General features: G+C 48.7%; 22 protein-coding genes. 17 read left to right on the forward strand and 5 right to left on the reverse strand.

What is annotated here, in order from left to right; translation table 11 throughout:
- The first annotated feature begins 151 nt into the window (after positions 1-151).
- The 3 genes from fadI (at position 152) to M2404_RS08995 (ending at position 3,860) form a co-directional block, all read left to right on the forward strand.
- Positions 152-1,462 carry an acetyl-CoA C-acyltransferase FadI gene (fadI, locus tag M2404_RS08985; protein WP_259239389.1) on the forward strand — a complete coding sequence of 437 codons (1,311 nt, stop codon included), beginning with the start codon at positions 152-154 and terminating at the stop codon, positions 1,460-1,462.
- On the forward strand, positions 1,462-3,594 hold the full coding sequence (gene fadJ, locus M2404_RS08990) for a fatty acid oxidation complex subunit alpha FadJ (protein ID WP_259239390.1): 2,133 nt from the start codon (positions 1,462-1,464) through the stop codon (positions 3,592-3,594). The genes fadI and fadJ overlap by 1 nt, the downstream gene beginning before the upstream one ends.
- Positions 3,595-3,662: 68 nt before the next feature.
- Complete coding sequence (locus M2404_RS08995) at positions 3,663-3,860, forward strand: hypothetical protein (protein WP_259239391.1); 198 nt, start codon at positions 3,663-3,665, stop codon at positions 3,858-3,860.
- A 13-nt stretch (positions 3,861-3,873) separates the two neighbouring features.
- On the opposite strand, the gene hdfR is transcribed toward M2404_RS08995, so the two are convergent.
- Positions 3,874-4,734: an HTH-type transcriptional regulator HdfR gene (gene hdfR, locus M2404_RS09000; RefSeq protein WP_259239392.1), complete on the reverse strand. Its 861-nt coding sequence runs from the start codon at positions 4,732-4,734 to the stop codon at positions 3,874-3,876.
- Positions 4,735-4,863: 129 nt separating this feature from the next.
- Here hdfR and M2404_RS09005 point away from each other — a divergent pair, with 129 nt between their 5' ends.
- On the forward strand, positions 4,864-5,211 hold the full coding sequence (locus tag M2404_RS09005; RefSeq protein WP_215398490.1) for a MaoP family protein: 348 nt from the start codon (positions 4,864-4,866) through the stop codon (positions 5,209-5,211).
- 51 nt (positions 5,212-5,262) lie between these two features.
- Here the strand turns inward: M2404_RS09005 and M2404_RS09010 are convergent, their stop codons facing one another.
- Together M2404_RS09010 and M2404_RS09015 are read right to left on the reverse strand one after the other, a co-directional pair.
- A complete protein-coding gene (locus tag M2404_RS09010; protein ID WP_259239393.1) occupies positions 5,263-7,512 on the reverse strand; it encodes a putative bifunctional diguanylate cyclase/phosphodiesterase in 2,250 nt (749 codons plus the stop codon).
- 34 nt (positions 7,513-7,546) lie between these two features.
- On the reverse strand, positions 7,547-10,342 hold the full coding sequence (locus M2404_RS09015) for an insulinase family protein (protein WP_259239394.1): 2,796 nt from the start codon (positions 10,340-10,342) through the stop codon (positions 7,547-7,549).
- A gap of 201 nt (positions 10,343-10,543) precedes the next feature.
- Here M2404_RS09015 and sixA point away from each other — a divergent pair, with 201 nt between their 5' ends.
- Positions 10,544-11,032, forward strand: coding sequence for a phosphohistidine phosphatase SixA (sixA, locus tag M2404_RS09020; RefSeq protein WP_259239395.1), 489 nt, complete (start codon positions 10,544-10,546; stop codon positions 11,030-11,032).
- Positions 11,033-11,034: 2 nt separating this feature from the next.
- Here the strand turns inward: sixA and smrB are convergent, their stop codons facing one another.
- The gene (gene smrB / locus M2404_RS09025) at positions 11,035-11,577 is read right to left on the reverse strand and encodes an endonuclease SmrB (RefSeq protein WP_259239396.1); all 543 of its coding nucleotides are present in this window, start codon (positions 11,575-11,577) and stop codon (positions 11,035-11,037) included.
- 53 nt (positions 11,578-11,630) lie between these two features.
- On the opposite strand from smrB, the gene prmB reads away from it, so the two are divergent.
- From prmB to M2404_RS09080, 11 genes are all read left to right on the forward strand, one after another.
- Positions 11,631-12,590 (forward strand): 50S ribosomal protein L3 N(5)-glutamine methyltransferase, encoded by a 960-nt coding sequence (gene prmB / locus M2404_RS09030; RefSeq protein WP_259239397.1) that lies wholly within the window; start codon positions 11,631-11,633, stop codon positions 12,588-12,590.
- Between the two features lie 9 nt (positions 12,591-12,599).
- Entirely contained in the window at positions 12,600-13,703 is a 1,104-nt protein-coding gene (aroC, locus tag M2404_RS09035) for a chorismate synthase (RefSeq protein ID WP_259239398.1), read from the forward strand.
- 8 nt (positions 13,704-13,711) lie between these two features.
- Positions 13,712-14,881, forward strand: a complete 1,170-nt coding sequence (locus tag M2404_RS09040; protein ID WP_259239399.1) for an MFS transporter — start codon at positions 13,712-13,714, stop codon at positions 14,879-14,881.
- A gap of 37 nt (positions 14,882-14,918) precedes the next feature.
- On the forward strand, positions 14,919-16,049 hold the full coding sequence (locus tag M2404_RS09045; RefSeq protein WP_259239400.1) for an ATP-NAD kinase family protein: 1,131 nt from the start codon (positions 14,919-14,921) through the stop codon (positions 16,047-16,049).
- A 1-nt stretch (position 16,050) separates the two neighbouring features.
- A complete protein-coding gene (locus tag M2404_RS09050) occupies positions 16,051-16,341 on the forward strand; it encodes a YfcL family protein (protein WP_259239401.1) in 291 nt (96 codons plus the stop codon).
- Positions 16,342-16,426: 85 nt separating this feature from the next.
- Complete coding sequence (locus tag M2404_RS09055) at positions 16,427-17,044, forward strand: BamJ family beta-barrel-assembly machinery protein (RefSeq protein ID WP_259239402.1); 618 nt, start codon at positions 16,427-16,429, stop codon at positions 17,042-17,044.
- 109 nt (positions 17,045-17,153) lie between these two features.
- A complete protein-coding gene (locus M2404_RS09060) occupies positions 17,154-17,615 on the forward strand; it encodes a GNAT family N-acetyltransferase (RefSeq protein WP_259239403.1) in 462 nt (153 codons plus the stop codon).
- A 490-nt stretch (positions 17,616-18,105) separates the two neighbouring features.
- Positions 18,106-18,627, forward strand: a complete 522-nt coding sequence (locus M2404_RS09065) for a hypothetical protein (protein ID WP_259239404.1) — start codon at positions 18,106-18,108, stop codon at positions 18,625-18,627.
- Complete coding sequence (locus M2404_RS09070; protein ID WP_259239405.1) at positions 18,624-19,169, forward strand: hypothetical protein; 546 nt, start codon at positions 18,624-18,626, stop codon at positions 19,167-19,169. Before M2404_RS09065 ends, M2404_RS09070 begins: the two co-directional genes overlap by 4 nt.
- A 196-nt stretch (positions 19,170-19,365) precedes the next feature.
- The gene (locus M2404_RS09075) at positions 19,366-19,680 is read left to right on the forward strand and encodes an ArsR/SmtB family transcription factor (protein WP_259239406.1); all 315 of its coding nucleotides are present in this window, start codon (positions 19,366-19,368) and stop codon (positions 19,678-19,680) included.
- A 47-nt stretch (positions 19,681-19,727) separates the two neighbouring features.
- A complete protein-coding gene (locus tag M2404_RS09080; protein WP_259239407.1) occupies positions 19,728-20,780 on the forward strand; it encodes an alkene reductase in 1,053 nt (350 codons plus the stop codon).
- 55 nt (positions 20,781-20,835) lie between these two features.
- On the opposite strand, the gene dsbB is transcribed toward M2404_RS09080, so the two are convergent.
- Positions 20,836-21,372 (reverse strand): disulfide bond formation protein DsbB, encoded by a 537-nt coding sequence (dsbB, locus tag M2404_RS09085; RefSeq protein WP_259239408.1) that lies wholly within the window; start codon positions 21,370-21,372, stop codon positions 20,836-20,838.
- Between the two features lie 173 nt (positions 21,373-21,545).
- On the opposite strand from dsbB, the gene fadR reads away from it, so the two are divergent.
- The gene (fadR, locus tag M2404_RS09090; protein WP_259239409.1) at positions 21,546-22,262 is read left to right on the forward strand and encodes a fatty acid metabolism transcriptional regulator FadR; all 717 of its coding nucleotides are present in this window, start codon (positions 21,546-21,548) and stop codon (positions 22,260-22,262) included.
- Positions 22,263-22,393 lie beyond the last annotated feature (131 nt).

Below are 22,393 nucleotides of genomic sequence, written 5' to 3' on the forward strand. Positions count from 1 at the left end.
TTGACCGAAAAAACGGGCTAGGCTAAGACGTTATAACCTAAATATGGTTCCGTTTGCATTAAAACAAGTGTTTTAATTTTCAGCGACTGTCGTTACAATCGATCTTAACAATACAGGTCAGACCTGTAATATTGATAACAAGAGGAACACTATGAGCTCGCCAATTAAACTTACCACCCGCCAGGGCGACAGGATCGCTATTGTCCGGGGGCTGCGTACCCCATTTGCCAAACAGGCTACTGAATTTCATGGTATTTCAGCGCTGGATTTGGGCAAACTGGTGGTAAACGAGCTGCTGATCAGAAGCGAGTTGGAGGCAAAACTGGTTGAGCAGGTGGTGTATGGCCAGGTGGTGCAAATGCCGGAAGCACCGAATATTGCGCGCGAAATTGTATTGGGTACCGGTATGAATGTGCATACCGATGCGTACAGCGTTACGCGGGCTTGTGCTACCAGTTTTCAGTCTGTTGTCAGTGTGGCTGAGTCGATGATGGCCGGTATTACCCAAATAGGTTTAGCGGGCGGAGCCGATTCCAGCTCAGTCTTGCCAATTGGTGTCAGTAAAAAGCTTGCCCGGGCGCTGGTAGATTTAAACAAAGCACGTACTTTCGGCCAGAAACTGGCTATTTTCCGCCGTTTAGGTTTAAAAGATTTACTGCCAGTGCCGCCGGCGGTGGCTGAGTACAGTACGGGCTTATCAATGGGTGATACTGCTGAACAAATGGCAAAAACCCATAATATCAGCCGGGCCGATCAGGATGCGCTGGCGCACCGCTCGCACAGTTTAGCCACCCAGGCCTGGCAAAGCGGTGTGATGAAAGATGAAGTAATGACAGCACACGTTGAGCCCTATTCACGCTTTTTAGATATCGATAACAATATCCGCCAGGATTCTAAGCTGGAATCTTACAGCAAATTAAAACCGGTATTTGACCGTGTACACGGCACCGTAACGGCTGCCACCAGCACACCGCTGACCGACGGTGCATCTGCGGTGTTAATGATGACAGAAAGCCGCGCTAAGGCGCTGGGGTATACGCCGCTGGGCTATATCCGCAGTTATGCTTTTGCTGCTATTGACGTGTATGACGACATGCTGATGGGGCCATCCTATGCCACGCCTATTGCGCTGGACCGCGCCGGTATGTCTTTAAATGACTTAACGCTGATTGAAATGCACGAAGCTTTTGCAGCGCAAACTCTGGCTAACGTGAAAATGTTTGCCAGTAAAAAATTTGCCGAAGAAAAGCTGGGGCGCTCAGCTGCTATCGGTGACATTGATATGAGCAAATTTAACGTTCAGGGCGGCTCGCTGGCTTATGGTCACCCGTTTGCTGCAACCGGTACCCGTTTAATCGTGCAAACTCTGAATGAATTAAAACGCCGTGGTGGCGGTATTGGCTTAACAACAGCCTGTGCAGCAGGTGGCTTGGGCGCGGCGATGATAGTGGAGACAGAATAATGACAACAACAACGGGTTTTAGCCTGCAAATTCGCGACGATCAGGTTGGCGTTATCACAATGGATATCGCCGGTGAGTCAATGAACGTATTAAAAGCTGCGTTTGCTGATGAAATATCTGCGCTGCTGGCACAGATAAAAGCCAACAGCCAGTTAAAAGGCCTGGTGTTTATCAGCGGCAAGCCTGACTCTTTTATTGCCGGGGCCGATATTTCAATGCTGGACGGCTGTAAAACTGCCGAAGAAGCACAGGCTATTGGCCGTATGGGCCAGCAAATGTTTGATCAGCTTGAGCAATTATCTATCCCGTTAGTGGCGGCGATTCATGGCCCTTGTCTGGGTGGTGGTTTAGAGCTGGCCATGGCATGTCATGCCAGAGTTGCCAGCAATGACAGTAAAACGGTGCTGGGGTTGCCTGAAGTACAACTGGGCTTATTACCCGGCAGCGGCGGTACACAGCGCCTGCCACGCCTGGTTGGCCTGCAAAAAGCACTGGATATGATCTTAACCGGCAAGCAACTGCGTGCAGTACAGGCCAAAAAAGCCGGGCTGGTGGACGAAGTGGTGGCAAACAGTATTTTACTTGACGCTGCTGTTAAGCGTGCACTAAAAGGTAAACCACTGCGCGGACAGCCGAAATTAAATCTGCTTGGTAAAGTGCTGGAGCGCACCCAGTTTGGCCGCAATATTTTATTTAACCAGGCACGCAAGCAAACCCTGAACAAAACCCAGGGTAATTATCCGGCACCGCTGAAAATTCTTGATGTGATAAAAACCGGTGTCGACAGCGGTATGCAAGCCGGCTTAGCCGCAGAGGCCAAAGCTTTTGGTGAGCTTTGCATGACCAAAGAATCGGCTGCACTGCGTAGCTTGTTTTTTGCCACCACTCAGATGAAAAAAGAAAGCGGCGCCGGTGACACTAAGCCTAATAAAGTGCGTAAAGCTGCAGTACTGGGCGGCGGTTTAATGGGCGGTGGTATTGCCAATGTTACTGCCACTAAAGCCGGTGTACCGGTGCGCATTAAAGACATTAACGAGCAGGGGATCAGCAATGCGCTGAAATACAGCTACTCGTTGCTGGAGAAAAAACTCAAGCGCCGTTTTATTAGCAAAGCTGAAATGCAGAAGCAGCTGCTGTTAATTACCGGTACCACAGATTACAGCGGTTTTCATGATGCCGACATCGTGGTAGAGGCGGTATTTGAAGATTTAGCCTTAAAGCAGCAAATGGTTGCCGATATTGAGCAGCATTGCCGTGAACAAACCATTTTTGCCAGCAATACCAGCTCATTGCCAATAGGAAAGATTGCGGCCAAAGCCGCCCGGCCAGAAAATGTGATTGGCCTGCACTATTTTTCACCGGTAGATAAAATGCCTTTGGTAGAGGTAATAGCGCACGAGGCGACTTCGGCGCAAACCATCGCTACTACAGTCGCCTTTGCCCGTAAGCAAGGTAAAACGCCAATAGTGGTAAAAGATGGCGCAGGTTTTTACGTTAACCGTATTCTGGCGCTGTATATGAACGAAGCTGCCAATATCCTGCTTGAAGGTGAGCCGGTAGAGAAAATAGATAAAGCTCTGGTCAAATTTGGCTTCCCGGTAGGGCCGGTAACCTTGCTTGATGAGGTAGGCATTGACGTTGGCGCCAAAATTTCGCCCATTTTAACTACTGAACTCGGTGAGCGCTTTGCTGCACCAGCCGCCTTTGACAAGCTGCTGGCTGATGGCCGCAAAGGTAAGAAAACTGAAAAAGGCTTTTACCTGTATGGCAAAAACAGCAAAAAAGGCAAAAAGCTGGTGGATGAAAGCGTGTACAGCGTGCTGGGTGTGACTCCGGCACCGAGGCTTAACCGTGACGAAATCAGCAGTCGCTGCGTGGTGCAAATGCTCAATGAGGCTGTGCGTTGCCTTGATGAGGGCATTATCGCCAGTGCTCGGGACGGTGACATCGGCGCTATTTTTGGTATTGGCTTCCCGCCATTTCTCGGTGGGCCATTCCGTTATATCGATCAGTTAGGTGCCGCTAACCTGGTTGCACAGCTGCGTAATCTGGAAAGCCGGTTTGGCAGTCGTTTTTCACCGGCGCCATTATTGGTAACGATGGCCGAGCAGCAACAGCGCTTTTATAACTAAAGCTTAACAGCAACAATAGCAACAGGCCGGTATAATAACCGGCCTGTTGCTATTTTTAGGGGATCTACGTGTTAGTGTTACCTGTAGTATGGTTACTTAGCGCCATTGGTATTTATATTGCGGCGCTGCGCAGTGGCATGAAGGCGTTTAAATGGGCACTGGCGGCTTTATTTACCGGCCCCCTGTTGTTACCCCTGTTTAGCAGCCATAAACGCCTGTTGCTTCACAAAGCGCGTGGCCGCAATACGGTGTTATTCCGGCCCTGAACATTTACAGCGGCTATTTAGCTGTGCTGTGTAAAGAGGTACGCAACTGTGCAATAATATCACTGATCTGGGCGCGCTGAGCAGCTTTGGGTAAGGATACCGCAAATAATTCCCGTGTCATTACCGGCGCATCTTCAATCAAACGTAAGCTGGTATCTGCCAGCAATTTTCTTACCATAGTGTCAGGCAAATAGGCCGACCCGCCGCTTTGCTGCATTAGCTCCAGTGCAATACGGGCACTACCGGTACGTAACTGTGGTGGCGGTAAAGTAGGGAAGAAACGTGCATGCTGGATTTCAAAAGCAGTACCCCAGTCTACCAGAATATATTGCTGTAGCATGGCCTCTGCGGCGTTATTGCAGGCAAAAGTGGTAATGGGCAAGAGCTTTATATCTCCGAGTTTATCTATCTGCATTTCTTCTACTTTGGGCGCATCAAATAAAATAGCCAGATCGAGATGGCGCTCCAGCACCTGCCGGGCAATCTGATCTTTACCCATCGATTCTGCCCGCCAGGATAAATCCGGCAATGCTTTTTGGATATTAATAAAACCCTGTAATAAAAACGCATCCCATACATTAGCGGTAGCTGCGACAGACAGTTGCAATGCCTGTTCTGCGCTTACCGCTACGTCCTGCCTGGCGCGCTGCAATGCTGTTAGCATGGCCTCAGCGTGCGGTAAAAGGCGCTCTCCGGCGGTGGTAAGCTGAATATTATTACGGTAGCGGCTAAACAGGTTAACGCCAAGTTGTTGTTCCAACTGACGGATGCGAAAGCTAACGGCAGACTGGGTCAGGTAGAGATTTTCGGCGGCTTTACCAAAATGCCTTGTACGCTGAACTTCTATAAAGGTTTTAAGCAGTTCGGTATCCAAATTGAATCCTTTAGTTTTTTTATGGTGTCGATAAAAAATATTTGTTTTACGACAGGAATTTTGTTAACCATACTCCGCACAGTTTAAACAGGCTGGCTTGATATTCAACGAGATTAGAGGAAAAAAGTGATGCAGCAAAGTTTTGTCGCTAACCGTCGCTTTTTCGATGACCGTAATTTCCCAAGAGGATTTACGCGGTCCGGGCGCTTTACTCTGGCAGAAGGTAATATGCTGGAGAAACATGGGGTGGCAATGCAGGAACTGGAGCAGGGAAACCGCGCACCGGTGAATGATGAGGAAAAACGCTTTCTATTGGTGTGTAAAGGGGAAGAGCCCGCCACCACAGCGTTTGAGAAAACCTGGCTGAAATACAAACAGCGCCTGGCAGAAAAGCGTAAGTTTCATACTGTGTTTGGTAAAAAGCGTATTGCCGATGGCAGTGACGACTTTTCTTATGTCGAGACCGACTCAGACTAACTTAAAGCCCCGTGACCGGGGCTTTTTTGTAGCTGCGGTTTGAGCATAAGCTTAGCTAAGTGCGGGTACAGCAACCGGTTTATTGTGCTGTATTTTGTGCTGGCGCAGAAATTCAGCAAAGTCATCAGCAGATAACGGCTTGCTGTAGTAGTAGCCCTGGATCACTTCGCAGCGTAGTTTACGCAACATCTCAAGTTGTTCTGCCTGTTCAACACCTTCGGCTACTACCGTCAGGCTAAGGTTGTGCGCAATGGTTACTATGGTGTCGACCATATTGCGGCCACGGGCGGTGTTCATATCATCAACAAAGGCTTTATCTATTTTAAGCGTATTAAGTGGAAATTGCTTTAAGTACGCCAATGACGAATAGCCGGTGCCAAAGTCATCCATTGCCAGATGAATACCACGGGCGCGCAGCTTTTTCATGGTGTCGATCGCCTGCGGTGGCGACTGCATTACCGTGCCTTCGGTAATTTCCAGTTCCAGGTGATAAGAGGGCAGTTCGGTTTCCTGCAGGATATCGTCTATCTGCTCACACAAAAATGGCAGGCTGAACTGACGTGAAGATAAGTTAACTGCAACCCGGCCCTGAAATAAATCCTGATCAATCCAGCGTTTTACATCTTTACAGGCTTGGCGTAATACGACTTCACCAATTTCTATAATCTGGCCGGTTTCTTCCGCTACCGGAATAAAGCTGGCAGGGCTTATTAAACCACCCTTAGGGGTAATAAAACGTACTAGTGCCTCCATACCAGTTAGCTGTCCGGTAGCGATATCCATTTTGGGCTGATAATAAACACTGAAGTAGCTTTCTTTCAGGCCATGGCGAATAAGGTTTTCTACCTGCAACCGCTTTACTGCCAGTTTGTTCATGGAGTCATTAAAAAACAGGTAGCGGTTTGCGCCCTGGCTTTTGGCATGGTACATCGCCGTATCGGCATTACGCAGTAATGCCTGCGGATCGCTGCCATCATCCGGAAACAACACTATGCCAATACTGCTGGTAATGGCCAGCTCGTGCTGATTAACCAGTATCGGCTGGTTGATCAGAGCCAGCAGCTCTTTTGCCAGTGAGGTAATAAAATGCAGATCATTAGTGTGGTCCAGCAGCATGGCAAATTCATCGCCGCCCAGCCGGTACAGGCAGTTTTGATAGCGCTTATGGTTACTTAAGCGATCAGCCAGTTTACACAGCAGGTTGTCGCCGAGCTCATGGCCGAGAGAGTCGTTAATTTTTTTAAAATTATCTAAATCAAATACCAGTAAAGCATGCTCGGTTTTTTCGCTTACCAGCTGCGCCAGCTTTTGCAAGAATACCGCCCGGTTTGGCAGGCCTGTCAGGGTGTCACTATTGGCCAGACGGCTTAACTCGGCTTCACGCAGTTTTCGTTCAGTAATATCTGAGAATACCGCAACATACTGGCTGACCATACCCAGATCATCTTTAATTAAATCGAATGTCAGTTCGGCCTGGTACACCTCTGAGTTAAGGCGCTGCTCACGGATTTCGCCACTCCAACTGCCATGTTGGTGCAGTGTATGGCGGATATCATGCATAAAACGGCTGGGGTACATTGTCAGTTCAAAGCGGCGGTTTAGCATTAGCTCGCGTGATTTACCGGTAATTTTGCTAAAGGCCGGGTTAACTTCAATAATGTTAAAATCGGTATCGCAAATCACTACCGCATCAGAAATAGTTTGCAGGCAACGGGCAAATAATTGCAGTTGCTCTTCAGTTTGTTTTAACTGATGAATATTTTTCAGGGTGCCGGTCATCCGGCTGGGTTTGCCATTTTTGCCAAATTCTACAGCTTTGCCGCGATCCAGTACCCAGGTCCATTGCTGATCGGCAGTTTTAAGCCGGTAGGTAGCTTCAAAATGGCTGGTTTTACCTTCCAGGTGCAGCTGTAATTGCTGGCAAACGCGGTCAATATCCTGCGGATGAATTTGTTGCTTATTCGGTGGTATATCGCTGCTGTTAGGCTGCAACTCTACCGGGTGCAGCCAGGAACTGGAGCGATACAGCTCGCCGCTGCTGATATTCCAGTCCCACAGTTCATCGCCGCTACCCCACAGTGATAACCGCAGCCGCTCTTCACTGCTTTCGAGTTTTGCCTGATAGCGGCGCATTTTCAAAATGCTGACATGCGCCAGAATTAAAGCGCCGAAAGAGCACAGCAAAACTGCGCTTAGCACATAGGGTTGCAAGCTGGACCAGCCTGCAGCATGCAGGCTAAAGGGCAAAAAGCAAATAAGCAATGCGCTGATATTTATAATTTTTTTTAGTTTTACTAACACTTATGGTGGCTAGTCAGCAATATGAACGCTTACGTTATATAACTTTACCGGCACTGTCAAAAGCAATTTGTTTTTGCGCCAGCCGTTGTTTCAGCTTGGCAGCTGTGATGAACTGCAAATGGCTGTGAGTTGGCTTGCCATCGGTTGCCAGAAATATGGCGTCATAATCGGGCAGTAACAGTTGCTGTAAAAAGGCAATAAAGTCGTCAAGGCTCAGCGTATTCAGTGCGCTGGCAATTTGGTTATTTAATGCAAAGCTGTGATCTTGCTGGCCAAGCGCCAGCCAGTAGCGTTTGGCTCTGGCTCCCAGGCTGTTGTCCCGTTCATGTAGTTGCGCCAGCAAGCCTTGTTTTATTTCGGCAAAATCGCTTGCTGACATCGTTTCCGTGTCGGCCAGAAAAGCGCGGAAAAACATAATGGTTGCTTCGTACAGCTGTTCGCAATTGGTGTTAGGCGATTGCACATAAAAAGCAATGCCGGGCAAGGTGTTAATAGGAACATAACCGGTACCAACCAGATAACCTAATTGCTGCTCTGTGCGCAGTTGATGGAAATATTCGGGAGACAACAAATGGTTTGCCAGCATAAACAGCGACATTTGTTCTGGTGTAGCCTGCTGCGCCGGTAAATAAATCACCAGAGCATGGTCATTGTGCTCTACATCCAGTTGCAGCCACACCGGCCCCTGACCTTGCAATGCAAAAGCCGGGTTATTTAGCCGAACTCCGGTGCTGGGTAGCCGGGTTTGCCAGCTGTATAATACGTCGGTCAGTTGTGTGGCCTGGCTGGCCGACCAGTTGCCCAGCAATAAACTTTCAATATGCACCTGTTGCAGCAAGTTGCGGTCAAATTGCAAAAAGTCGCTAAAGCTCAGCGCATCTAATGCATCGGCCAGTTGTTCAATTTCAGGGTTTAGTGGCTGCAAAATAGCCGATAACTGGCTGAATAAGCGCGAAACCGGTTTGTTTTTGCTGCTGTTGCGCCAATGCCGCCCCAACTGGCGTTTTAACTCGGCAAAGCGGGTTTCATCAAATTGCTGCGCTGGCATTTGTTTTAACAGTTCTTGCAACAGCAAAATCTGGTTGGTAGCCAGGCCGCTGGTATGAATACTGATCCCCTGACGTTGTACGTGCAGATGGTATACCAGGCCGATGGTAGTGGCGGCATAAAACTGCTGGTTAATATTATCCAGAAACAATTCAACCCAGAGCCGGGTTGCGGCCATATGCATACAGTTGTCAATACTGTGGGGCAGGCTAAGCTGAACAAAAATGTGGCCTTTGGGAGTGTGAAAATCGGTATCGGCTTTATACCAGACACTCAGTGCCTGTTGCTGGTATATCGTTTCGGGCAGTGCCATATGTGCACTTTGCTCAAGCAGGCTGATATCGCCGGCTAAATAAGGGTTGGTCTCAGGCAGGGTAATGGCGCTGTCAGGCTGGCAGTTATCCAGCTTCTGTAGTAAGGCTGTACTTAGCGGCTCTACACTGTAAGGTGTTTGGTACCAGCGTGCTTCATGGGTGGTAGGCACACCCGGCGCAATAAACATTAGCCGCATATTGTTGCTGTTAAAATAGCCCAATACCTGCTGATACAACGTATCGGTTGGCAGCTCCATGCGGTAATCACCAAATATGACATCTTCCATCGGGTAGTGCTGCATACTGACCGATAAATGATTAGCGGTTTGCTGCGCCGTAGAGGGCTCCTGATATAAATAACTCCAGTGCAGCAATTTTTGCCGCTCGGCAAATAAACCAGTAGGTAAAGGCTGGCGCTTCAGCTCTGCCAGGGCGCTGAACAGCGCCTGTAAAATAGTGTCACGGCCGTTAAGGCCGGCATCAGTAAGCTCAAAGGCGATGGTAAAATCTTTGTAGTTACTGCCATCTATGCCACCGCCAGCGCTTAGCTGGTTAACCAGGCCCAGTTGCTTGAGGTAACTGAGTAATGAGCCCTGGCCTTCGTCACCCAGTAAATGTGCAATAAAGCTGATAATTTTATGTTTATACCAGTGCTGAATATCCGGCATGGCAAAACTTGCCACTAATTTTTGTGTGTCGCGGTGCGGCTGAATATTAAGTTGTATAGCCTGATGCTCGGCTAAATACAGTGGCACAGTCAGGGCCGTTTTTTTTGGCAAATGGGCGGGTAGCGCGCTGAAATGCTGCAATACCAGCTGTTTTTGCTCTGCTAAAGTTAACGGTGATACCAGCGTAAGTGTCATGCGGCTGGCACTGTATTGTGCGGTGAAAAAATCCTGCAGTGCCTGTTGCAGGCTGCTCTCGTCGGTGTCGGCCAGGGTGCTCAGATTACCGACAGAAAATTTAGCAAACGGATGTGCCTGATTAATGGTTTCTTTGTGTACCTGATAAATGCGCCGGCCATCGTCTTTTAACTTCAGCGAAAACTCGGCTTCAATAGCATGGCGCTCTTTTTCGACATATTCATTGCTAAACAGTGGCTGGCAGAACATATCGGCGAAGCGATCCAGCCCTTCGGCAAAAAATGCGGTATCAATGTCGAAGAAAAAACTGCTGTGTTCAGTGCCTGTCCAGGCGTTGTGGCTGCCACCATGATGGCTGATAAAATGCTGGTAGTCGCCGGCAACAGGGTAACGTGCAGAGCCAAGAAACAACATATGCTCCAGAAAGTGCGCCAGCCCTTCGCGTGGTAGTGGATCATCAAAGTGGCCAACATTTACCGTAAGCGCAGCCGCACTTTTTTCACTGTCAGCCTGATGTACCAATAATACTGTTAAGCCATTACTCAGTTGCAGGTTCTCATAGCTGCGGCTGTCGTTAGGGCTTTGCAATATCTGACTATTTTTCAAAAGTTATCCTTTTTTTGGCGGCACTGGTGTGGCTCTGAACGGCTTTATCATAGCGATAAGTAATAAACAGCTTAGATCTTATGCGTTATTAGCAGTTACTCTGGACGACAACTTTCATTATCATAGCGCACAATTTTTACCCGGCGTATTGTTATCTGCCGGGATTTAACAGGACTCAAACAGCAGTATGGTACTTAAGCAATGGTAAATCTCGTTATCATGCGTCATGGTGAAGCTGAACCGCTATCATCGGAAGATAGCCAGCGGCAGCTAAACGCCAGAGGTCAGCATGAGGTTAGCCAGATGGCATTATGGTTACAGCACCACTATGCCGCCTTTGACTGGGTTTGGGCAAGCCCCTATTTACGAACCCGTCAAACTGCAGAGCTAATGTTAGCCAAGCAGGCGCCGTTTAGCCAACTGGAAATAGTGCCGCAACTGGTGCCGGACGGCGATGCGGCCTTATTTAAAGCCTATTTTGACGCCCGTATCAGTGAAAAGCCGGATGCCCGTGTGCTGCTGGTATCACATATGCCTTTGGTCAGCTTTTTGGTAGAGGCATTTACTGTGCCGGATCAGGCACCAATATTCAGCCCGGCGCAGCTTGCTTGTATTGATTACCAGCCGGGGCGGGGCGGGCGTTTGTTAGAGCGGTTAGCACCACAAGAGCTGGCGCTGCTGAGTTTCTGAATTTAGCTGGCTATTTTCAGTAACAGTAGCAGTGCGCCATGTTTGCCCCAGCTTTTCGGTGCGGTATGAAAAGCGCGTACGTTAGGGTGCTGTATCAGCCAGTTAGGTACTTTTTTCGCTAAAATACCCAAACCCTTGCCATGTACTACGCAGGCACAGTTAAATTGCTGTTTTTCGCAGTACGCCAGCAAGCCTGCCAGTTCTGTTTTTGCCTGTTGGGTGGTCATGCCGTGTAAATCCAGCACCACCTGGGGCTGAAATTCACCACGGCGCAAACGCCCGGCTAAATGCGGATCATCGCCGCTTTGGATCCAGCTCAGGTTGGCACCGTCGGCAACATAACCTTCAAATTCATCTGAGAACCAGAACAAATTTTCATCAAGCTGTTTGCTTAAGACGTCTGTACGTCTTTTTTTCTTGCGGGGGGCGACAACTGGCGGTATCTTGTCCTGCGCAATAGGCCGTGCGCCTGTTATCGACTCGCGAAACAGCTGGCTGTCCTCGGCACTAATGCCGGTTGATGTTACAATAGCTTTCTTTTGCATCGCGCAAGTCTACTCAAACTGACCGGTTTTTACAAAAAGAGCTTAAATCCATCATGTCCGATACTGGCGAAATTCTGTTTACCCCTGAGCTGATCAGCGATGCTGTTGCTGAACTGGTTAGCGTGCACGACTGGCTGCGCTTTGCTGTCAGCAAATTAAACCAGGCGCAGGTTTATCTGGGCCATGGCACCGATAACCCCTGGGATGAAGCCGCCGCGCTATTAACGCATGTGCTGTTTTTGCCGCCAATGACAGATGAAAAGCTGTTTCCGGTGCGCCTTACCCGCGTGGAGCGCCAGAGTTTTATCAGCCTGCTAAAACAGCGTATTGAACAGCGCCTGCCCGTGGCTTATTTAACCCATCAGGCTTATTTTGCCGGTTTACCGTTTTATGTCGATGAACGTGTGCTGGTACCGCGCTCGCCCATTGCTGAATTAATTGGCGCTAAGTTTATCCGCCAGCTTGGCGGTAAAACACCAAAACATATCCTGGATTTATGCACCGGCTCGGGCTGTATTGCTATTGCCTGTGCTTATGCTTTTGCCGGGGCAGAAGTTGATGCGGTGGATATAAGTGAAGATGCCTTAGAAGTGGCGCAGCTAAATATTGAAAGCCACGGTCTGGAACACAGAGTATATCCGATCTTATCCGATGGCTATGCTGCTTTGGCCGGCGCGCAGTATGATTTAATTGTAACCAACCCACCGTATGTCGATGCCGACGATATGGCCGATTTACCAGACGAATACCGCCACGAGCCGGAGTTGGGTTTAGCCTCAGGTGAAGATGGCCTGGCACTGACGCGGCGTATTTTACGTGAAGCGGCTGCGCATTTAACTGACGGCGGTGTGCTGGTATGTGAAGTAGGCAACAGCATGGTGCAATTGCAGCAGGATTACCCCGAAGTGGCATTTGACTGGCTGGAGTTTGAGCATGGCGGCTTAGGTGTTTTTGCTATTACTAAAGCCGAGCTTGAGCGCTGCCAGCATTTATTTAAAGACACATTATGTTAAGGAACAGCTATGGCCGGTAACAGCATAGGGCAATTGTTTAAAGTTACGACTTTTGGTGAAAGCCATGGCCCGGCCATTGGCGGTATAGTGGACGGTTGCCCGCCGGGTATGGCATTAACCGCCGACGATTTACAACTGGATTTAGACCGGCGCAAACCCGGCACATCACGCTACACTACGGCACGGCGTGAAGAAGATGCCGTTAAAATTCTGTCTGGCGTATTTGAAAACACCACCACCGGTGCCAGCATTGGCCTGCTGATTGAAAATACCGATCAGCGCTCGCAGGATTATTCTGAGATTAAAGAGCAGTTTCGCCCCGGCCACGCCGACTACACCTACTGGCATAAATTTGGTATCCGTGATTACCGTGGCGGTGGCCGCTCATCGGCGCGAGAAACCGCAGTAAGGGTGGCGGCAGGGGCTATTGCTAAAAAATACCTGTTTGAGCAATGCGGCATTGAAATTCGCGGCTATTTAGCCCAGTTAGGCCCGGTAAAAGCTGAACTGGTAAGCTGGGACGAAGTACACAACAACCCGTTTTTTTGCCCGGATCCATCCAGGCTTGAAGCGTTGGATGAGTATATGCGCCAACTGAAAAAAGACGGCGACTCGGTAGGTGCCCGGGTAAATGTAGTAGCAACCAATATGCCGGTAGGTTGGGGCGAACCGGTGTTTGACCGGCTTGATGCCGATATTGCTCACGCCATGATGAGCATTAACGCGGTAAAAGCAGTAGAAATTGGCGATGGCTTTGCTGTGGTAGAACAGCGTGGCTCTACCCACCGCGATGAATTAACGCCGCAGGGCTTTAGTGCTAACCATGCCGGTGGCGTGTTGGGCGGTATTTCGTCCGGCCAGGATCTGCTGGTTAGCATGGCACTTAAGCCGACGTCCAGTATCAGCATCCCCGGTAAAAGCATTAACACCCGCGGCGAAGTGGTAGATATTGTCACCAAAGGCCGGCACGACCCTTGTGTGGGTATTCGTGCCGTACCCATTGCCGAAGCTATGCTGGCCATAGTGCTGATGGACCACTACCTGCGCCATCGCGCGCAAAATATGCATGTACAGGTAGCCACACCTGATATTGCCCGCAACAGCAGAGATTAAACCGCCGCATGTTGAGTATTTCTGCCCGGCCAGCCTTAGTGCTGGCCTATTTTACTTATTTTGGCGTGCTGGGTATTTTTGTGCCGTATTTCGGCCTGTTTCTCGATGGCCGTGGCTTAAACTCGGCTGATATCGGCTTGCTGCTGGCCATTGTGACTGCCAGCCGTATTGTTGGCCCTACAGTATGGGCGCTGATCGCCGAGCGCAGCGGTAAACCGTTAACCGTAATGCGTCTTGGTGCTTTGTTAGCGGTTATTGGTTGGCTTAGCAGCTTTGCTGATTATGGTTTCTGGCCTTTGTTGTTGGGTTTTGCGCTGTTCAGTTTTTTCTGGACCGCCATTTTGCCGCAACTGGAAGTTACTACCTTTGCCTTTGTTAATGATGACACCCGCGCTTACAGCCGCATTCGTACAGCAGGCAGCGTAGGTTATATTGTGCTGGTAATGCTGGGTGGCTGGCTGTTTGAGCGCTACGGCAGTGAGTTTTTGCCATTATCTGCCTTGCTGTTTTTAGTATTACTGCTTACCAGCTTATTTTTACTGCCCAAAGTGACGGTAAATGCCGAACTTAGCAGTGAAGCGGTGCGCTTTAGTAAATTGATTAAAAACAGCGTATTGCTGCGTTTTATGCTGGCTGCTTTATTGCTGCAAATGAGCTTTGCGCCTTTTTATGGTTTTTTCACGCTATACAGCCGCGATCTTGGCTACAGCGGTACGCAAACCGGCTTATTTATCGGCCTGGCGGTGGCGGCAGAAATAGCGGCGTTTTACTTTGCCGGTAACTTAATGCGTAACCGCAGTTACCGTGTGCTGTTAAGCGTGTGCTATGGCTTAACGGTGCTACGCTGGAGTTTACTGGCAACGGTGGCCGATAATGTCTGGCTGTTGTGTTTTAGCATGTTGCTGCATGCCGGTAGCTTTGCCATTGCCCACAGTTGTGCCATGCAGTTTATTCAGCAGTTTTTTCCAAAAAAATTACGCAGCCGTGGCCAGGCATTGTACGCCGGTGTAATTTTCGGTGGTGGTGGCGCTATTGGTGCTTATTTTGCCGGTTTAATCTGGCAAAACGGCACTGGTGCCAGTTTGGCCTTTATGATTGCCGCCCTGCTGGCACTGGCCGCAACGCTGCTGGCGTTAACCTTGCCGGGTAGCAAAGCTGGCGCCAAGGCTTTACAATAGCCGCCATTTTTTATGGTGCGCTAAAGGATATTGCAGTATGGCAAATCTGTTTCGGCTGGGGCTTATTGTTAACCCGCTGGCCGGTTTAGGTGGCAGCGTCGGTTTAAAAGGCTCTGACGGCCAGGCCGAGCAAGCTCTGGCACTGGGAGCCACGCCACAGGCAATGAACCGTGCCGCTACTGCGCTAACTGAGCTGTTGCCACTGCGGGATAAATTTACCGTGCTTACAGTAGCCGGTGATATGGGCCAGAGTGTGTGTGATGCGCTGGGGCTGAATTATCAGTTGGTATATCAGCCACAAACGTTACCATCCACAGCTGCAGATACCGAAACTGCCGCCAGGCTACTGGCCGGGAATGGCGTAGATATTTTGCTGTTTGCCGGTGGCGATGGCACCGCACGTAATATTTGCACGGCAGTAGGTGAACAAACCACTGTGCTGGGTATTCCGGCCGGGGTAAAAATTCATTCCGGTGTTTATGCGATATCGCCCCAGGCCGCCGGTAAGCTGGTGGCCAAGCTAATTGCCGGTGAACTGGTATCACTTAATGAAGCACCGGTAATGGATATCGACGAGCAGGCGTTTCGTAGCGGTGTGGTAAAAGCCCGGCGCTTTGGTGAAATGCGCATTCCGGCGCAATTGCGTTATGTGCAAAGCGTAAAAATGGGCGGGCGCGAATCTGAAGAGCTGGTGCTGGCCGATTTAGCCGCTTACGTTGCCACGCAAATGGAAGATAATGTGCGCTATGTGATGGGCTCAGGCTCTACCGTAGCGGCTGTCATGGCAGAGCTTGGCCTGGATAACACGCTGCTGGGTGTAGATGTGGTAGAAAACGGCGCGCTTATTGCCAAAGACGTTACTGCAACGCAATTGTTTGAGCTGGTGCAGGGCTACCCCAGTAAATTAGTGATCACCTTAATTGGTGGCCAGGGCCATGTATTTGGCCGTGGTAACCAGCAGTTATCGCCAGAGGTTATCCGTGCTATTGGCCGCGACAATATTGTGCTGATTGCCGGTAAAACCAAATTGCAGCAGCTTGAGGGCAGGCCGTTACTGGCCGATACCGGCGACGCCAGGCTGGATCAACAGCTTACCGGTTTAATCAATATATTAACCGGTTACAACGACTACGTAATGTACCGCTTAGGGTATGAGGATGAACTTTAATATGACAGCAGTATCAGTACCAGAGCAGTTTATTGACGCTGCCGCCGAATTGTTTGATGCCTTAGTGCCGGTTGCTACCGATGACGAGTTATTTGCCTCAGGTTACCTGCGCGGCCACTTCGATTTAGCCGTAGGCACCTTGCAGGTAGCTGCCGAGCCATTTACCGCCGCCGATGTAATCACTCAGGTTAGCAGCACATTGACACAGGCGATAGCCAATGGTGAGTTAACTGAGCAGGATCAGCAGCACGTTAACGCTATCTGGTTACGGGTACAGCAGCTGGCAGAGTGAGGCGGCAAGACATTCATGCGTTTTTGCGTTAGCATAGGCGCACTTTTTAACCCGAAGCATTGCTTCGTTAGCATAAGTGGAACTCATGTCAGATAAATACACAACGCTTGAACAGCACGCCAGCTATGGTATTGGTTTACAAATGGGCCAGCAACTGGCCGACAACCCGTTTGACGGCTTAGATATTAACGCCGTTGCCGCTGGTGTTATCGCAGCTTTTACCGAGCAGGACGCTGAAGTTAGCGACGAGCAAATTCGCGCCGCCTTTGGTGTGATCAGCGAGCGCATGCAAGCAGAGCAAGCTGAGAAAGCAGAATTATTAGCTGGTGCCGGTGAAGCCTTCCTGGCAGAAAACGCCAAGCGCGCTGAAGTTACTGTAACTGCCTCTGGCCTGCAGTACGAAGTACTGGTAGCGGCTGAAGGTGAAAAACCTACCCGTAATTCAACGGTACGTACGCATTACCACGGTACCTTAATTGACGGCACGGTGTTCGATAGCTCTTACCAGCGCGGTGAGCCGGCAGAATTCCCGGTATCAGGCGTTATCGCCGGCTGGACAGAAGCACTGCAGCTAATGTCGCCAGGTTCAAAATTACGTTTATATATCCCGCACGATCTGGCCTACGGCGAGCGCGGTGCCGGCAATGCTATTGCCCCGTTTAGTGCACTGGTATTTGACGTTGAGCTGTTAGCTATTCTGTAATAGCAAACCGTTGCTGACAAAGCCCTGCAGTGCAGGGCTTTGTTGTTTTACAACTGTGCTAAACATGCACTGCAGTAAATAATAACGCAGTAATATTCACAGGTGAGTTATGTACCAGATCCGCCCTTATCAACCCGGCGAAGAGCCGCTACTGCGCGAGTTGTTTTATAGCACCGTGCATAATGTTAACCAGCGTGATTACAGCGTTGAGCAGCGCCAGGCCTGGGCGCCGCAGCGTTATGACGCTAATGTCTGGGCTGCACGGTTGGCGCAAAGCGAGCCTTTTGTTGCACTACATAACGAAGAAATTGTCGGCTTTGCCGATGTGCAAACCGACGGCTATATCGACTTTTTCTTCTGTCATCAGGCGTATCAGGGCAAAGGTGTGGGTAAAGCTTTAATGAAGCACCTGCTGAAAGCCGGCAAACGCTATGGTGTAAAACGCTTTTATGCAGATGTCAGCATTACCGCTAAGCCATTTTTTCAGCATTACGGCTTTGAAGTGGTAAGGCAGCAGCAAAAAGAAGTGCGCGGTGTGGCGCTAACGAATTTTTTAATGGAAAAGCGGTAGTGAGTGAAACTATTACCTTTTAAAGGTAACTTCGGATGATTGATGTCATATCAGCTCATAAACACAGTAGCGAACACTATACCGAAATAATGGCTAGTGACATTTGCGGTTGTTTCTATTGCTTGTCCATTTTTAAGCCTGTGGAAATCGAAGAGTGGGTTGTTGAAGATTGCGCAATTTGCCCCAAATGCAATATTGACTCAGTTATTGGGGCAAAATCTGGTTACCCGATCACCAAGGATTTTCTCGCAAAGATGCACAAGCATTGGTTTTAGTGCCTAGCTCTACACAAACAAAACTCCGCTTTTTAGCTGATCAAACGATGCACAAACAACTCTTTCTCGCAGCGCTAGCTGTTAAGCGCTTCCTGCCTTTAGGTTTACTGCTAATTTGACAATTGAGGTGGGCAATACAGGTCTACTTTTGTTGATAAATGGTTTTTATTATGTAAAATGTTATTTTCGTGTTGCATCAGGGATGCTACTTATTTATGGCAACTATTCAATTACTCATAGGCGGTACGACACTTTTTCCAAAAGTTAGTAATAAATTGCGCAGAAAGCAGGAAATAGCCAATGCCTCTATTAAAGATAAAAGCGTCACTATTGACCGGGTTCTGGCAGCGCGTATGCGCAATGCAACCTTGGAAGAAATGAAAAGACTTAGCAACATATCGATGCCGGAATTTCGATTGCTGTTGCTTGGTCAAGGTTTAAGTGCTGCTAGATATACTGATCAGCAATTGCAGCGAGTTGTTAATATAGAAGTATTTCATTTAAGAAAAATTGCCGTCCAATTGCTACAGGCAGATTTCCTGAAGTCAGACATCTCCATTATTATTGCTGGCACTCCAAAAGGTGCTTTAGGTTTGGTGGCTAAGATATTGGGACCTACTGCGGTTGCTAGCGGCATGCCAATAGGTATTTCGATATGGTGGACCTATGACTCGAGCTTCAGAATTGACGCGATACATTATTCCGATAAAAATAATCATCAGGTAATTAATCCATGAGCTTTTTAAAGAGTATTGCCTTATTAGGTGTATTGATTTGTGCCTCAGCTTGTCAGGCCAAAAGCCAGAATTATATGGACTGTGATTGGAGTATTCCAGTTGGTTTTAACCAAAAAGCTGAACTGGAATATAGCAATAGCGTTGATGAAGACGATTTAGAAAACTGGGGACCAGCCTTCATTATGTTCACTACTTACTCAGGATCAGAGCAGGAGCACTACCGTAACCTTAGCAAAGACGACGACAGTGATGTTTTGCTGCTTGAACATATCTCGATGCCTGGAGACAGATTTAAATATGTCTCATCGTTTATACGCAAGGAAAGTTTTGGTACGCCATTTATAGTAGCAGAACTTAGTATTATAAAAGACGACAAAATGTTGGCAATGTTCGGCCTTAGCAAAACTGATGCACTAGCTATGACCAGCGGCTGTGCCGAGTTTTCACAGGTGGAGCAACACTACGATGTACTGCAGCAAGTGACGAATGGCTTTGCAGACTTTCTAAAAAGTGAACATGGTATGCGTGTTCTTGTGCCGTGATGTTCTTTAAGGTGACTGAACAACATTCACTTGAGAGTTAGCGGTGATTTTGCAGGACTATCAGGTGAATGCTTTTCTCGCGAATGCAGCCAGTCTATTTCACAAATCATAATTTAACTTAAACCCAGCCCTTGAAATGCCTTTGCTTTAACTACATATATCGTTTCATCGCGATATGTAAATTAAAGATGAGCGTATGACGGCACTTAACCCAAAACACATTGATGACCTGATAAAGGCGGTAGCGCACCCGGTGCGGCGCGATATTTTGCACTGGCTAAAAACGCCGGAGCTGTATTTTGCTGATCAGGATCACCCGCTTAGCTTGGGCGTATGCGCCGGTAAAATTGAACGTAAAACCGGCTTGTCGCAAAGCACGGTGTCGGCCCATTTAGCTACTTTGCAACGGGCCGGGGCTATTACCAGCCAGAAAGTAGGGCAGTGGCATTTTTTTAAACGGGATGAGGTGCTGATCCAGCAATTTCTGGCACAGATCAGTAGCCAACTCTGAGCAACAAGCGGCAATTACACTGTAGCTTAACCACATAGGATTATATTATGACAACGCTATTTGACCCGATAAAAGTAGGTGATTTACAGTTACCCAATCGCATTATTATGGCGCCATTAACCCGCTGCCGTGCAAGTGAGGGCCGGGTGCCTAATGAGCTGATGGCAGAATATTATGTGCAGCGCGCTAGTGCCGGGCTTATTTTAACCGAGGCCACTTCTGTTACGCCAATGGGCGTGGGTTACCCCGACACGCCTGGTATTTGGTCAGACGAGCAAGTTGCCGGTTGGCGCAAAATTACTGCCGCAGTACATAACGCCGGTGGCCGGATAATGCTGCAATTATGGCATGTTGGCCGTATCTCTGATCCGCATTATTTAGACGGCCAGTTGCCGGTTGCCCCCAGCGCCATAGCGGCAGAAGGCCATGTTAGCTTAATGCGGCCGAAAAAGCCGTATGTTACGCCAAGAGCACTGGAAACCGCTGAAATTGCCGGTATTGTTGAGGCTTACCGCCTGGGGGCAGAAAATGCGAAAAAAGCCGGTTTTGACGGCGTGGAAATTCACGGTGCCAACGGCTATTTGCTGGACCAGTTTTTACAGGACAGCACCAATAAACGCACCGACAGTTACGGTGGCAGTATTGAAAACCGTGCCCGTTTAATGCTGGAAGTTACCGACGCCGTGATCGCTGTTTGGGGCGCAGGCCGGGTGGGTATGCATTTAGCGCCACGCGCTGATGCACATGCTATGGGTGACTCGCAACGTGGCGATACCTTTGGCTATGTAGCGCAGCAACTGGGTAAGCGCGGTATTGCTTTTATTTGTGCCCGCGAAGCACAGGGCGATGACAGCCTGGGGCCAAAACTAAAACAGCAATTCGGTGGTTTGTATATCGCCAACGAGAAGTTTGATAAAGCCTCGGCTGAAGCCGCACTGGCAGCAGGTACGGCCGATGCGGTAGCCTTTGGTGTGCCTTATATTGCTAACCCGGATTTAGTGCAACGTTTTGCCAAAGATGCACCATTAAATACGCCCAGGCCCGAGCTGTTTTATGCCAGCGGTGCTGAGGGTTATACCGATTATCCTGCGCTTAGCTAAGCTGGAACAGATAAAACAACACCGGCGATAGCCGGTGTTGTTTTATCAAAAAGCACTAATCGCGGTAAGGGTTATTGCTAATCCTTACCGGCTGGCTTAGTAGCAGTATTATTGCTATTACAGCATAGATCCAAAGCGATACCGCACTCCAGAATGCCATACTTTTATCTAAAAATTGCCAACTGGTATCGCCACAACTGCCAGTAGGTTCAAATACACTTGGCAGCCATTGATCCAACGGCATCCAGGTTGGAAACTCAGCAAACAGAGCGCAACTGAAAAAGCCGCCTTCTGCCAGTAGTTGCTCAATATGCAGCAGCTCGTTGGCTTGCATAATGCCAAAACCGGCAGATACAAGTACACCAAACACGGCCAGCAGCCTGAACAATGCATTGGCAGGTGCCAGCAAGCCAATAATGGCAGCCAGTAATACGCCAACAAAAGCACTACGGATATAAATACATTTAATACAAGGCTGTAAGTTCAGCCCATACTGAAAATACAGCGCGCTGGCCAATAACCCCAGGCAGGATAATATCAGCAGCATCCATGGCCAGCGCTGCATAGATAAACGTTTGATCTGTTGTAGCATTTTTTATCCTTCTGACGGGAGTTTTCTTCAGCTGCGGTTAATCTACGGTATTTAAGCCTAATGCACAATCCGGCTGCGGTGTCGGGCTAATTTAGAAGGGTGGCTTGTTAACTGTTGGCGCTCTGGTACAATCAGTCAACTTTTTTTCTGAACAAAAAGACGGACAGATCCGCATGACTAATCTGATTAAAGCACAAAGCCCGGCCGGGTTTGCTGAAGAGTATATTGTAGACTCGATCTGGAACGGAAAATTTGCCCCTGGTTCTATATTACCAGCAGAGCGTGAATTATCTGAACTGATAGGCGTAACCCGTACCACTTTGCGTGAAGTTTTACAGCGTTTAGCTCGTGACGGCTGGTTAACTATTCAGCATGGCAAGCCAACAAAAGTGAATAATTACTGGGAAACTTCCGGTTTAAATATTCTCGAAACGCTGGCACGGTTAGACGAAGACCAAATGCCCAAACTGGTAGATGATCTGTTATCTGCCCGTACCAATATCAGCGCAATTTATATCCGTGGTGCGATCAAAAACCATGCACAGCAGGTAGCAGAACTGTTTGCCACTGCTGAAACACTGGAAGATACTGCAGAGGCATTTGCTGAATTTGACTATAATTTAAATCACGAACTGGCATTACATTCAGCTAATCGTATTTATGTGCTGATTTTAAACGGCTTTCGTGGTTTATATAACAAGATTGCCCGTTTTTACTTTTCGCACCCCAAAGCCCGTGAGCTGGCGCGTAAGTATTATCATCAGATCAAACTCTACGCTGAGAACGGCAAGTTTGACGAGGTGGTGTTTGCCGTACGTAAATACGGTAAAGAAAGCGGCTTAGTCTGGTCGGAGTTACGGCCGCAGATCCCCAAAGATCTGGTCGAGTAAACTGCTAAATACCAACCGCCTTCGGGCGGTTTGTTATTTAATGCGCTATTGGCGCTTGAGCTGTGCCAGCCTGCCAGTTATTATTGTGCGGAATAACATATTCTTTTTAGTTATATCAGGCAGAGGCAAAT

Source organism: Rheinheimera pacifica, assembly GCF_024809855.1.
In the GTDB taxonomy this organism is placed as follows: domain Bacteria; phylum Pseudomonadota; class Gammaproteobacteria; order Enterobacterales; family Alteromonadaceae; genus Alishewanella; species Alishewanella pacifica_A.

Bases quoted from the DNA above. Each gene is read 5' to 3' on its own strand.
- prmB (WP_259239397.1), top strand. From the start codon at position 11,631: ATGTCCGATACTGGCGAAATTCTGTTTACCCCTGAGCTGATCAGCGAT.
- fadJ (WP_259239390.1), top strand. From the start codon at position 1,462: ATGACAACAACAACGGGTTTTAGCCTGCAAATTCGCGACGATCAGGTT.
- fadR (WP_259239409.1), top strand. From the start codon at position 21,546: ATGACTAATCTGATTAAAGCACAAAGCCCGGCCGGGTTTGCTGAAGAG.
- aroC (WP_259239398.1), top strand. From the start codon at position 12,600: ATGGCCGGTAACAGCATAGGGCAATTGTTTAAAGTTACGACTTTTGGT.
- M2404_RS09055 (WP_259239402.1), top strand. From the start codon at position 16,427: ATGTCAGATAAATACACAACGCTTGAACAGCACGCCAGCTATGGTATT.
- M2404_RS09045 (WP_259239400.1), top strand. From the start codon at position 14,919: ATGGCAAATCTGTTTCGGCTGGGGCTTATTGTTAACCCGCTGGCCGGT.
- M2404_RS09005 (WP_215398490.1), top strand. From the start codon at position 4,864: ATGCAGCAAAGTTTTGTCGCTAACCGTCGCTTTTTCGATGACCGTAAT.
- M2404_RS09060 (WP_259239403.1), top strand. From the start codon at position 17,154: ATGTACCAGATCCGCCCTTATCAACCCGGCGAAGAGCCGCTACTGCGC.
- M2404_RS09065 (WP_259239404.1), top strand. From the start codon at position 18,106: ATGGCAACTATTCAATTACTCATAGGCGGTACGACACTTTTTCCAAAA.
- fadI (WP_259239389.1), top strand. From the start codon at position 152: ATGAGCTCGCCAATTAAACTTACCACCCGCCAGGGCGACAGGATCGCT.
- M2404_RS09040 (WP_259239399.1), top strand. From the start codon at position 13,712: ATGTTGAGTATTTCTGCCCGGCCAGCCTTAGTGCTGGCCTATTTTACT.
- M2404_RS09080 (WP_259239407.1), top strand. From the start codon at position 19,728: ATGACAACGCTATTTGACCCGATAAAAGTAGGTGATTTACAGTTACCC.
- M2404_RS09050 (WP_259239401.1), top strand. From the start codon at position 16,051: ATGACAGCAGTATCAGTACCAGAGCAGTTTATTGACGCTGCCGCCGAA.
- sixA (WP_259239395.1), top strand. From the start codon at position 10,544: ATGGTAAATCTCGTTATCATGCGTCATGGTGAAGCTGAACCGCTATCA.
- M2404_RS09070 (WP_259239405.1), top strand. From the start codon at position 18,624: ATGAGCTTTTTAAAGAGTATTGCCTTATTAGGTGTATTGATTTGTGCC.
- smrB (WP_259239396.1), bottom strand. From the start codon at position 11,577: ATGCAAAAGAAAGCTATTGTAACATCAACCGGCATTAGTGCCGAGGAC.
- dsbB (WP_259239408.1), bottom strand. From the start codon at position 21,372: ATGCTACAACAGATCAAACGTTTATCTATGCAGCGCTGGCCATGGATG.
- M2404_RS09075 (WP_259239406.1), top strand. From the start codon at position 19,366: ATGACGGCACTTAACCCAAAACACATTGATGACCTGATAAAGGCGGTA.